The sequence below is a fragment of the Micromonospora rifamycinica genome, from assembly GCF_900090265.1.
Lineage (GTDB): Bacteria > Actinomycetota > Actinomycetes > Mycobacteriales > Micromonosporaceae > Micromonospora > Micromonospora rifamycinica.
On record NZ_LT607752.1, the window covers coordinates 3693355 to 3706255 of the forward strand.

Sequence of the window (12901 nt, forward strand, 5' to 3'; positions counted from 1 at the left end):
GGGCGGCTGTCCAGGTGGACCCGCGAGGAGCACCCAGTGAACCCCTTCGATGACGAGAACGCCCGCTTCATGGTCCTGGTGAACGACGAGGGACAGCACTGCCTGTGGCCCGTCTTCGCCGAGGTGCCCGCGGGCTGGACGGTCGCCCTGGCCGACGCGGGCCGCGCCGAGGCGCTCGCCTGGGTGGAGACGAACTGGGTGGACATGCGACCGCGCAGTCTCGTCGAGGCGATGCGCTCCGGCGAGCTACCGGACGTGGCCCCGCGGACCTGACCCGGCGACGAACTCTTCGACTCCCGGGGCGGCGACAGGCGCAGAGCACGAACCGCCCCGCACCCGCCTGCCCGGCGGCCCCCTCGTTCGCCGCCGGGCGGCCCGACAGGGGCTTCTCCGGTGCGGACGTGATTCGCCCCCGTACCGGCCCCCGCCCGCCGCAGGAGCGTGACGGCGACGAGGTCGCAGGCTGCCGTCGGAGCGCTCCGCCCACGACCACGGGTGCGCCGGACTCCGATCCACCACCGCCCCGACGACGGTCGCGCCGTCGGCGGATCCGCCCGTCCTTGAGCCACCTGTGCCCGACCGGGATCAGCGAGGGGCTCGCGCCGGCCGGCCCCGTCCGGGCCTGAACCCCGCGCGGTCCGTACGCGTCCTCCCCCACTCGGAAAGTGAGCAACAGTGATGGTCCCGTTGTCCTTCGCGCAGCGCCGACTGTGGTTCCTCGACCGCCTCGAAGGCCCCTCGGCGACGTACAACATCCCCGTGGTCACCCGGATCCGGGACGCGGTGGATGTGGCGGCTCTCGATGCGGCCGTCGGGGACGTGGTCAGCCGGCACGAGGTGCTCCGCACCGTGTACGTGGAGGTCGACGGGGAACCGTCGCAACGGGTGCTGCCGGCCGACCGGGTGCGGGTCGACTTCGCCCACCGGGCGGTCACCGCCGACGAGGCCGACGAGGCCCTGGTCGAGGTCTGCGCGCAGCCGTTCGACCTGACCCGCGAGCTGCCCGTCCGGGTCCGGCTGTTCAGCCTGGACGCGCGGGAGCACCTGCTGGCGATCTCGCTGCACCACATCGCCGCCGACGGGACCTCGATGGGGCCGCTGAGCCGCGACCTGGCGACGGCGTACGCCGCCCGCCTCGCCGGGACGGCCCCGGCGTGGGAGCCGTTGCCGATCCAGTACGCCGACTACGCCCTGTGGCAGCGCGACCTGCTCGGTGCCGACGACGACCCGGACAGCCGGGCGAACCGCCAGCTGACCTACTGGCGGTCGGTCCTGGCGGGGTTGCCCGACGAGCTGCCCCTACCCACCGACCACCCCCGCCCCGCACACCCCACCCACCACGCCGGCCGCATCGACCTCACCATCCCCACCCACACCCACACCACACTCCGCACCATCGCCCGCACCCACGACGCCACCCTCTTCATGCTCATCCAAACCGCCATCGCCACCCTCCTCACCCGCCTCGGCTGCGGCACCGACATCCCCCTCGGCACCGTCGTCGCCGGACGCACCGACGACACCCTCGACAACCTCATCGGCTTCTTCGTCAACACCCTCGTCCTACGCACCGACACCAGCGGCAACCCCACCTTCACCGACCTCCTCCACCGCGTCCGCGACACCACCCTCACCGCCCTCGACCACCAGGACCTCCCCTTCGACCGCCTCGTCGCCCACCTCCAACCCACCCGCACCCTCGCCCGACACCCCCTCTTCCAGGTCGCGTTCGCCGTCGACCGGGGGCTCGTGCTGACCCTGGACCCGCTGTCCGTGCGGTCGGAGAAGCCGCCGTTCGACACGGCCAAGTTCGACCTGTTCTTCGGCTTCGTCGCGCACGACGACGGCGAACTGGAGCTGAGCCTCACCTACGCGGAGGACCTGTTCACCCGGGCCGGCGCGGCGGCGGTCGGGCAGCGGCTGGTGAACCTGCTGACGCAGCTCGCCACCGACCCGGCCCGCAGGGTGACGGCGACCGACGTACTCACCGAGGGCGAGCGCGAGAAACTGCTGAACGGTTTCAACGCCTCGGCTGCCCGGGTCGTCCCGGAGACCGTGCCGGCGCTCTTCGCCCACCAGGTCCGCCGGAACCCGGACGCTGTCGCGGTGGCGCACGCCGCCGGCCAGCTCAGCTACCGCGAGCTGGACCTGCGGGCGAACCGGTTGGCGCACTACCTGACGGCGCACGGCGTCGGCCCGGACGTGCACGTCGCGGTGTCGATGCGCCGGTCGGTGGAGCTGGTCACCTGCCTGCTGGCGGTGGCCAAGGCGGGTGGCTGCTACGTGCCGGTCGACCCGGCGTACCCCACCGTCCGGAAGCAGTTCGTCCTGGGGCAGACCGCGCCGGCGGTCATCCTCGTCGACGACCCCGCCCACCTGCCGGGCTCCCCGGCGGCCAAGACCGTCCTGGTCGGCGGTGACCTGTGGCGGGAGGTGTCGACCCTGCCCACCGACGAGCCACGGCCGCCACTCGCCCTGGACCACGGCGCCTATGTGATCTACACGTCCGGTTCGACCGGGCAGCCGAAGGGCGTGACCGTCACCCACCGGGGGATCAGTCGCCTGGCCCACCGCTACCGGCGGGACTTCGGTGTCCGGCCGGGCAGCCGGATCCTCCAGCTCGCCTCGATCGGCTTCGACGGGTCGGTGTGGGAGATGTACATGGCGCTGCTCGCTGGTGGTGCGGTCGTACCGTTCGACCCGGAACGGCTGCTCCTGCCGGCGGAGGCCGACCGCGACCAGCTCGGCCTGACCACCCACGTCACGGTCACCCCGAGCCTGCTCGCCACGTTGCCGACGAGCATCCTGCCGGCCGGGGCGACGGTCATCACCGCCAGCGAGGCGTGCCCGCAGTGGCTGGTGGACACCTGGGCGGCCGACCACCGGCTGATCAACTCGTACGGTCCGACCGAGGTGACCGTCTGCGCCAGCGGCGGCCCCCTGCCCCATGGCCAGCCGGTGACCATCGGGACGCCGGTGGCGAACACCGCCTGTTACGCGCTGGACGCGACGCTGCGGCCGGTGCCGGTGGGGGTGGCCGGGGAGCTGTACGTGGCCGGGGAGGGCCTCGCCCGAGGTTACGTGAACCGGCCGGAGCTCACCGCCAGCCGGTTCGTGGCCAACCCGTACGGGCCGGCCGGGAGCCGGCTGTACCGGACCGGTGACCTGGTCAGGTGGGACCGCGACGGGCGGCTGCACTTCCTCGGTCGTACCGACGACCAGGTCAAGATCCGGGGCTTCCGGATCGAGCTGGGCGAGGTCGAGACCACCCTCACCGGCCACCCCGGGGTCCGCCAGGCAGCCGTGGTGGTCCGCGAGGACCAACCCGGTGACCGGCGGATCGTCGCGTACCTGGTGCCCGAGGACGACGACCTCGACCTGTCGGCGCTCCGCGGGGCGGTCGGCGACCGGCTGCCCGACTACATGGTCCCGGCCGCCTTCGTCACCATGGCCGCGCTGCCGATGACCCCGAACGGCAAGCTCGACCGCAACGCCCTGCCCGCGCCCGGGTACCCGACCGCCGGCCGGGCCGTTGCGCGCACCGCCCGGCAGGAGGTGCTCTGCCAGCTCTTCGCCGCCGTCCTCGGGGTGCCCGAGGTGGGCGTCGACGACGACTTCTTCGACCTGGGTGGTCACTCGCTGCTGGCCACCCGCCTGGTCAACCGGGTGCGCGGCGTCCTGGGCGTCGACGTCGGGGTACGGGACCTGTTCGCCAACCCCACCGTCGCCGCCCTCGAACCCCGGCTCACCACCGGCACCCGCCGTCCCCCGGTGACGGTGGCCGTCCGGCGGCCCGACCCGCTGCCGCTGTCCTTCGCCCAGCGTCGACTGTGGTTCCTGCACTCGGTGCAGGGACCGTCGGCGACGTACAACGTGCCGGTCACCACCAGGATCACGGGCAGGGTGGACGTACCGGCCCTCCGCGCCGCCGTCGACGACCTGGTCGCCCGGCACGAGGTGCTGCGCACCGTCTACGTCGAGGTGGACGGTGAGCCCACCCAGCACGTGCTGCCTGTCGCACCGGGGCTGGTCGAGTTCATCCACCAGCGGGTGCCCGACGCCGAGCGGCAGGAGGAGGCGGTGCGCGCCGCCTCCGCCCGCGCCTTCGACCTGGCCCGGGAAGCCCCCCTCACGGTCCGGCTGGTCAGCCGCGACGACCTGGCGGACGAGCACCTGCTCGTGGTCAACCTGCACCACATCGCCGGTGACGGCGCGTCGATGGGACCGCTCGGCCGGGACCTCGCCGACGCGTACGCGGCCCGGGTCGACGGGCACGAACCCGACCGGGAGCCGTTGCCCGTCCAGTACGCCGACTACACGCTGTGGCAGCGCGACCTGCTCGGCGACGCCGACGACCCGGGCAGTGAGCTGCGCCGGCAACTGGACCACTGGGGAACGGTCCTGGCGGGGTTGCCCGACGAGCTGCCCCTACCCACCGACCACCCCCGCCCCGCACACCCCACCCACCACGCCGGCCGCATCGACCTCACCATCCCCACCCACACCCACACCACACTCCGCACCATCGCCCGCACCCACGACGCCACCCTCTTCATGCTCATCCAAACCGCCATCGCCACCCTCCTCACCCGCCTCGGCTGCGGCACCGACATCCCCCTCGGCACCGTCGTCGCCGGACGCACCGACGACACCCTCGACAACCTCATCGGCTTCTTCGTCAACACCCTCGTCCTACGCACCGACACCAGCGGCAACCCCACCTTCACCGACCTCCTCCACCGCGTCCGCGACACCACCCTCACCGCCCTCGACCACCAAGACCTCCCCTTCGACCGCCTCGTCGCCCACCTCCAACCCACCCGCACCCTCGCCCGACACCCCCTCTTCCAGGTCGCCCTGTCCCGGGCCGACCGCACGCCCACCTCGACCCCGCTGCCCGGGCTGGAGACCGCACCGGAGCCGACCAGACTGGCGGTCGCGAAGTTCGACCTCGACTTCACGGTCGCCGACGAACCGGTCGACGCCGACCTCCAGATCACCCTCACGTTCGCCACCGACCTGTTCACCACCGCGACGGCCGCGGCGCTCGGGGAACGGCTGGTGGCGATCCTGCAGCAGGTCGCGCTCCGGCCGGCCATCCCGGTCGGCAGCCTGGACGTCCTCACCACCCGGGAACGGCGGCAGCTGCACGCCGAGGCCGACGACCCGCCCGTGGTGCCGTGCAGCGTGGTCGCCGCCTTCGACGAACAGGCCGCACGGACGCCCGACGCGCCCGCCCTCACCGAGGGTGAGGTCACCCTCAGCTACGCCGAGCTGCGGGACCGGGCCGAGCGGCTGGCCCGGACGCTACGCGCCAACGGCGTCGGCGACGAAACGCCCGTACCGGTGCTCATGCAGCGGTCGGTGGACCTCGTGGTCGCGTTCCTCGCGGTGCTCAAGGCCGGTGGCGCGTACCTGCCGATCCACACCGCCTACCCGGTGCAGCGGATGCGCGCGGTGGCCGCGGACACCGCCTCACCGGTCCTGCTGGTGGACGACTCGTTCCAGGCCCACGAGCTGGCGAACGACGAGCGGGCCGCCGGCCGGGTCGTGCTGACCGGGACGCCCCGGGACGCCGACGCGGCGGTGCCGCTCCCGCCGGTCCACCCGCAGCAGCTCTGCTACGTCATGTACACGTCCGGCTCCACCGGCGAGCCGAAGGGCATCCAGATCACCCACCAGGGCGTCGTCGACCTGGTCCGCGACCCCAGCTGGGCGCTGCACGCCGGGGACCGCATCCTGCTGCACTCCCCGCACGCCTTCGACGCCTCCACCTGGGAACTCTGGGGTCCTCTGCTGCACGGCGGAACAGTCGTCGTGGCACCGCCCGACGCCGTGGCGGCGGCCGTGCTCCAGCGGCTGGTCCGCACCCACGGCATCACCCGGTTGAGCCTCACCGCCGGGCTGTTCCGGGTCGTCGCCGACGAACTGGTCGACGTCTTCCGCGAGTTGGACGAGGTGACCACGGGTGGGGACGTCATCTCCGCCCGGGCCGTCGCGCGCACCGTCGAACACTGCCCCGACACGGTGGTCCGCACCACCTACGGCCCCACCGAGATGACGCTGTGCGTCACCCAGTACCCCTGGCGGCACGGGGAGGACGTGCCGGCGACGGTCCCCCTCGGACGTCCGATGGCGTACACCGGCGTGCACCTGCTGGACCACCGCCTCCAGCCCGTCCCGGCCGGGGTGCCCGGCGAGATCTACCTCGCCGGGTCCGGTACCGCCCGTGGTTACCTGCGCCAGCCGGGGACCACCGCCGCCCGCTTCGTCGCCGACCCGTTCGGCCCTCCCGGCGGCCGGCTGTACCGCACCGGTGACCTGGCCCGCTGGAACACCGACGGGAGTCTGCTCTTCCTCGGCCGCACCGACGACCAGGTGAAGGTGCGCGGCTACCGGATCGAGCTGGGCGAGATCGAGAACGCGCTCACCGGCCGGGACGACGTCCGGCAGGCCGCCGTGGTGGTCCGCGAGGACCAGCCCGGCGACAAGCGGATCGTCGCCTACCTGGTGCCCACCGCAGACCCCGTCGACCCGGTCGTCCTGCGCCGTGACCTCGGTGCCCGGCTGCCGGACTACATGGTGCCCGGCGCCTTCGTCACCATGACCGCACTGCCGGTCACCGCCAACGGCAAGCTCGACCGGAAGGCGCTGCCGGCACCCACCCACACCCCCGGCGCCGGGGCCGGTCCGCGGACCGCCCGGCAGGAGGTGCTCTGCCGGCTCTTCGCCGACGTCCTCGGCCTGCCGGAGGTCGGCGTGGACGACGACTTCTTCGACCTCGGCGGCCACTCGCTGCTCGCCACCCGCCTGGTCAACCGGGTCCGTACCGCGCTGGGCGTCGAGGTGGGCGTCCGGCAGCTCTTCGAGAACCCCACCGTCGGCGCGCTGGAGCCGTGGCTGGTCTCGGCCAGGCCGGCCCGACCGACGCTGCGGGCCCGGTCGGCGGCCCGTGACACCGATCGAAAGGACGTACCGTGATGTTCCCCCCTGCCCTGCTCAAGGGTGACGAGCTGTACGAACACGAGGCCAGCGCCCCCTACGACGCCTCACGTGACCTGTCCAAGTACCTGCTCATGCACTACGGCAGTCTCGAGGACGTCTTCCACCAGAGCGGGCATCCCCTGGCCATGGCCCACGGGTACTGCCAGCGCCTGTCGGACCTGCTGCGTTCGTGCGCCCAGCGCACCGGCACCAGCGTCGCCCGCGCGCTCGACGTCGGGTGCAGCGTCGGCGGGGTCACCCACGCCCTCGGCGCGTGGGTGACCGACCAGGTGGTCGGCGTGGACATCAGCCGCCGGTCGGTGGAGATCGCCCAGGCGCTGACCCACCACGGCGGCGGCACGTTCTCCGTCATCGAGCAGGGGCCGTTCCACCGGGAGGTGTCCATCCTCGTCGAGCCGGGTGACCGGGCACGGGTGGCCTTCGAGGTCGGCGACGCCAACGCGCTGCGGGTCGGGGAGCAGCCGTTCGACGCCGTCGTCCTGTCCAACGTGCTGGACCGGGTCGCCCGGCCGGCGGCGTGCCTGGAACAGTTCACCGGGTCCACGGCGATCCTGCGCACCGGCGGGCTGCTGATGGTCGCCTGCCCCTGGTCGTGGTATCCGGAGTACAGCCACCCCGACGAGTGGCTCGGGTCCGCGGCCACCGGCACACCGAGCGAGACCGCCCTCAAGGCGTTGCTCGCCGGCCACTTCGACCTGGTCGCCGAGGTCGACGAACCCGGCGTCCTGCGGCAGAACCCCCGGGAGTACGACTACTTCGAGTCACACGTCACCGTCTGGAGGAAACGGTGACGGCCGGGCCGACGACCGGCACCGCGATACCCCTGTCGTACGCCCAGCGTCGGCTGTGGTTCCTGGGCCGGATGGAGGGACCGTCGGCGACCTACAACGTGCCGGTGGTGAACCGGATCACCGGCCCGGTCGACCCGGCCGCCCTACGGGCGGCGGTCGCCGACGTGGTGGCCCGGCACGAGGTGCTGCGCACCGTCTACCGCGAGGTGGACGGCGAGCCCGTCCAGCAGGTCCTGCCGGCCGCCCGGGCACGGGTCGAGGTCTCTCACGAGAGGGTCGCCGCCGACCGGGTGGACGCGCGGGTCGCCGAGCTGTGTGGCCTGACGTTCGACCTGGTCACCGGGCCGCCGTTGGCGGTGTGGCTGCTCACCACGGACGACCGCGATCACCTGCTGGTCCTCCTCGTGCACCACATCGCCGCCGACGGCACGTCGATGGGTCCGCTGAGCCGGGACCTGACCATGGCGTACGAGGCCCGCCTCGGCGGCGGCCCGCCGGCATGGGAGCCGTTGCCCGTGCAGTACGCCGACTACACCCTGTGGCAGCGGGAACTGCTCGGTGCCGACGACGACCCGGCGAGCGAGGTGCGTCGGCAACTCGACTTCTGGCGGCGGACCCTCCGCGGGTCGCCCGAGGAGCTGCCCCTGCCCGTCGACCGGCCACGCCCGGCCGCCGCCTCGTACCGGGGCGGCACGGTGCCGTTCGCGGTCGGCGCGGCCACCCACGCCCGGCTGCGGGACCTCGGGCAGGGCGAGCACGCGACGGTCTTCATGGTGGTCCAGACGTGCATCGCGACGCTGCTCACCCGGCTCGGCTGCGGCCCGGACATCCCGCTCGGCACGGCGGTGTCCGGTCGGCTCGACGAGGCCCTGGACGACCTGGTGGGTCTGTTCGTCAACTCGCTGGTGCTGCGCACCGACACCTCCGGCGATCCCTCCTTCACCGAGCTGCTGCGCCGGGTCCGGGACGCCGACCTGGCCGCCTTCGACCACCAGGACCTGCCGTTCGAGCGGCTGATCGAGGACCTCCAACCGGCCCGGTCGCTGGGCCGGCACCCGCTGTTCCAGGTGTTCTTCCTGCTCGCCAGCGGCGGCAGCGGGGACGTGCGCCTGCTCGGGCTGCCCGGTGCGCCGTACCGTCCGAGACACGACGTGGCCAAGTTCGACCTGTCGTTCTACCTGGCGGAGGAGTTCGACCCGGCGGGTCGACCGGCCGGGATCAGGGGCATCGTCGAGTACGCCGACGACCTGTTCGACCGGGCGTCGGCGGAGCTGCTGGCCGGACAGCTCGCCCGGGTGCTGGAGACCGCGGCGGCCGACCCCGCGCGACGGATCGGTGCGGTCGACCTGCTCGACGACGACGATCGGCACCGGCTGCTGGAGAGCCGCAACGACACGGCCCGTCCGGTGCCCGACGTCCGGGTCACCGACCTGTTCACCGGGCAGGTGGCCGTCACCCCGGACGCCGTCGCGGTGATGGCCGGTGACCGGCGGCTGACCTACCGCGAGTTGGACGAACAGGCCGAGCTGCTCGCCGGGTCGCTGCGCCGCTGCGGGGTCGGACCGGAACGCTTCGTCGCCCTGGCCCTGGCCCGTACGGAACAGGTCCTGGTGGCGATCCTGGCGATCTGGAAGGCCGGTGGGGCCTATCTGCCGATCGACACCGGGTATCCGGCGGGGCGGATCTCGTTCGTCCTGGACGACACCCGGCCGGTACTGCTCCTGACCGACCGGGCGAGCAGCGACGGACTGCCCGACGTGGACGGTTGCCCGCGCTTCCTGCTGGACGGACGGCGGAGCGGCCCGCTGTCCCCGTGCGCCGGCCCCGCCGACGGGGCCGCCGGACCGGGGCAGGCCGCCTACGTGCTGTACACGTCCGGTTCGACCGGGCGGCCCAAGGGGGTCGTGGTCACCCACGCGAACCTGGTCAACCTGCTCCTGGCGATGCGGGACCGGCTGCGGTTCGGCCCGGCCGACCGGATCGCGGCGACCGTCACCGTCGCGTTCGACGCGTCGGTGGTCGAGCTGCTCAGCCCACTGGTGTCCGGCGCCACGGTGGTGCTGGTGCCCCGCGACACGGCACGGGATCCCGCCGGGCTGGCGACGCTGCTGCGGCGTCGGGGGATCACGGCCATGCAGGGCACGCCGAGCCTGTGGCAGGTGCTGATCGGCCTCGCCCCGGAGGCGGTGCGCGGGCTGCGCATGCTCAGCGTCGGGGAGGCGCTGCCCCGGCGGCTCGCCGAACGGATGCGCGACCACGGTCGTGAGGTGGTCAACCTGTACGGACCGACCGAGACGACGGTCTACTCCACCACCGCGGTCGTCGACGGACGCCCCGGCGCACCCCCGATCGGGCGGCCGATCGCCAACACCCGGGCATACGTGCTCGACGATGCGTTGCGGCCCGTGCCGGAGGCGACCGTCGGCGAACTCTACCTGGCCGGCGCGGGGGTGGCCCGGGGTTACCTGAGGCGGCCGGCGCTGACCGCCGGGCGGTTCGTGGCCGACCCGTACGGCCGACCGGGATCCCGGATGTACCGCACCGGCGACCTGGTCCGCTGGGCCCGCGACGGGCACCTGGAATACGTGGGCCGCTCCGACGACCAGATCAAGATCCGTGGTCACCGGATCGAGCCGGGCGAGATCAGCGCCGTGTTGGACACCCATCCGGACGTCTCCGCGTCGGTGGTGGTGGCCCCGGTGGCCGGGACCGGCGACCGGACCCTGGTCGGGTACGTGGCCCGGCGGCCCGGTGCCGATCCCGACCCGGAGGCTCTCCGCACCCACCTGGCCGCCCGGCTTCCCGAATACATGGTCCCTTCGGCACTGGTCGTGCTGGACGTGCTGCCCACCAACGCCAACGGCAAGGTGGACCGGTCGGCGCTGCCCCGGCCGCCCCGCCCCAGCGGCGGCAGGGCACCGGCCAGCCCCCGGCAGCAGGTCCTCGCCGACCTGTTCGCCGAGGTGCTGGGGGTGCCCACCCCGGGGATCGACACCAGCTTCTTCGACCTCGGCGGCCACTCCCTGCTCACTCCGCGCCTGGTCAGCCGGATCGCCGCCGTCCTCGGCGTAGACGTGGGGGTACGGGCGGTCTTCGCCGCTCCGACCGTCGCCCAGCTCGACCGGGTCGTCGACCGGGTCCTGGAGCACACCGGACCGACCGGGTTGGAGGCGGTGCTCTCCTACCGCGCCGACGGCGACCGGCCGCCGCTGTTCGTGTTCCCTCCGGCCAACGGCCTGGGCTGGGGCTACTCGGCGCTGCCCCGGTTCGTCCCGGCCGGCCGTCCCGTGTACGCCCTGCAGGATCCCCGGCTCGCCGACGGGCCGGTCGACGACCGGACCGTGGCCGACCTGGCGGCGGGGTACCGGGAGACCGTCACCAGGCTCCGGGGCACCGGCCCGTACCTGTTGCTGGGTTGGTCGTTCGGGGGGACGGTGGCCCACCAGGTGGCGGTGGAGCTGCGCGCCCGGGGCGAGGAGGTCGCCCTGCTCGTCCTGCTCGACGCGCATCCCGGCGGGGACGGCCCCGTCGCGGTCAGCGACGCCGACGCCCGCCGCGTCGGGCTGGACGGGGTGGCCGTCGGCGACGGGAACCCCCGGGCGGCACTGGTCGCGGCGGGAAGTCCGCTGGCGTCCCTCGACGACCCGACGGTGGACCGCCTGCTCGCGGTGACGAAGGCGAACCTGCGGGCGATGGCCGCGCACACCCCGGGCCGGTTCGACGGGCCGGCGCTCGGCTTCGTGGCCACCCGGCACCACAGGGGCTCCGACCTGGCCTGGCGGCCGTACCTGACCGGGCCGGCGGAGTTCCACGACCTGGACTGCGGACATCTCGACATCGTCAAGGCCGAGGCCATGTCGGTGCTCGGCCCCGTCATCACCGAGAGGATGAGCGACTCGTGACCATCCGGAACGCGAAACGCCTGATCAGGAGCCGGAAACGGATGTGGGGGTGGACGTACCGGTGAGCACCGCGACCGCGCCACTGCCCCATCCGGGACTGCTCCGCGCCGCGCCGCCGCCGGCGCTCGGAACCCACGACATGGCCCGCGTCCTCGCGGTCGGCACGGCCGTCCCGCCGACCGGATACACCCAGCGGGAACTGCTGGACATCCTCGACGTCCGCGATCCCCGCATCCGGTCGGTGTACCTCAACAGCGCCATCGAGCGCCGGTTCCTCACCCTCCCCGAGGCGGGGCCGGACGGCACCCGCGTCATGGAGACCACCGGACAGCTCCTCGCCAAGCACAAGCAGCAGGGCGTGGCGATGGGCGTCCGGGCGGTGCACGAGTGCCTCAAGCAGACCGGGGCGGACCTCTCCGACGTACGCTACCTGTGCTGTGTCACCTCCACCGGCTTCCTGACCCCGGGTTTCAGCGCGCTGCTCATCCGGGAGTTGGGGCTCGACCGGCACGTCAGTCGCGCCGACGTGGTCGGCATGGGATGCAACGCCGGCCTGAACAGTCTGAACGTGGTCGCCGGCTGGGCCCGTAGCAACCCGGGCGAGCTGGCGGTGATGGTCTGCATCGAGGCCTGCTCGGCGGCGTACGTCTTCGACGGCACGATGCGTACCTCGGTGGTGAACAGCCTCTTCGGGGACGGTTCGGCGGCGGTCGCGCTGGTCGCCGGCGGTCGGGACGACGACACCGTCCCCCACCGGACCACGCCCCGGATCGTCGACTTCACCAGCTGCATCATCCCCGAGGCGGTGGACGCGATGCGGTACGACTGGGACACCGCCCAGAACGGCTTCAGCTTCTACCTCGACCCCGACATCCCGTACGTGGTCGGCGCGCACGCCAGGGCGACGGTGGACCGGCTGCTCGGCCGTTCCGGGTTGCGGCAGGACGACGTCGCCCACTGGCTGGTCCACTCCGGGGGCAAGAAGGTCATCGACGCCGTCGGGGTGAACCTCGGCCTGACCCGCTACGACCTGCGGCACACCATCAGCGTGCTGCGCGACTACGGCAACCTGTCCAGCGGATCGTTCCTGTTCTCCTACGAACGGCTGCTGCGCGAAGCCACCGTCCGCCCCGGCGAGTACGGCGTGTTCATGACCATGGGTCCGGGCTCCACCATCGAGACCGCCCTGGTCCGTTGGTGACC

Annotated in this window: 5 protein-coding genes; all 5 read left to right on the forward strand. The window is 73.1% G+C overall.

Going from position 1 to position 12901, the window contains the following annotated elements; all coding sequences use genetic code 11:
• Nucleotides 1-36 precede the first annotated feature (36 nt).
• The 5 genes from GA0070623_RS15110 (at nt 37) to dpgA (ending at nt 12899) form a co-directional block, all read left to right on the forward strand.
• The gene (locus tag GA0070623_RS15110) at nt 37-273 is read left to right on the forward strand and encodes an MbtH family protein (protein ID WP_197699983.1); all 237 of its coding nucleotides are present in this window, start codon (nt 37-39) and stop codon (nt 271-273) included.
• A 405-nt stretch (nt 274-678) separates the two neighbouring features.
• Nucleotides 679-6981 carry a non-ribosomal peptide synthetase gene (locus GA0070623_RS15115; protein WP_089004067.1) on the forward strand — a complete coding sequence of 2101 codons (6303 nt, stop codon included), beginning with the start codon at nt 679-681 and terminating at the stop codon, nt 6979-6981.
• Nucleotides 6981-7796, forward strand: coding sequence for a methyltransferase domain-containing protein (locus GA0070623_RS15120; protein WP_067303128.1), 816 nt, complete (start codon nt 6981-6983; stop codon nt 7794-7796). The genes GA0070623_RS15115 and GA0070623_RS15120 overlap by 1 nt, the downstream gene beginning before the upstream one ends.
• Nucleotides 7793-11698, forward strand: coding sequence for a non-ribosomal peptide synthetase (locus tag GA0070623_RS15125; RefSeq protein WP_067303131.1), 3906 nt, complete (start codon nt 7793-7795; stop codon nt 11696-11698). The genes GA0070623_RS15120 and GA0070623_RS15125 overlap by 4 nt, the downstream gene beginning before the upstream one ends.
• Before the next feature lie 49 nt (nt 11699-11747).
• Nucleotides 11748-12899 (forward strand): 3,5-dihydroxyphenylacetyl-CoA synthase DpgA, encoded by a 1152-nt coding sequence (dpgA, locus tag GA0070623_RS15130; protein ID WP_231932365.1) that lies wholly within the window; start codon nt 11748-11750, stop codon nt 12897-12899.
• Nucleotides 12900-12901: the final 2 nt, after the last annotated feature.

What these genes read in the sequence shown, in the direction of transcription:
- GA0070623_RS15115 (WP_089004067.1), top strand. Translation starts at nt 679, where the DNA reads ATGGTCCCGTTGTCCTTCGCGCAGCGCCGACTGTGGTTCCTCGACCGC.
- GA0070623_RS15120 (WP_067303128.1), top strand. Translation starts at nt 6,981, where the DNA reads ATGTTCCCCCCTGCCCTGCTCAAGGGTGACGAGCTGTACGAACACGAG.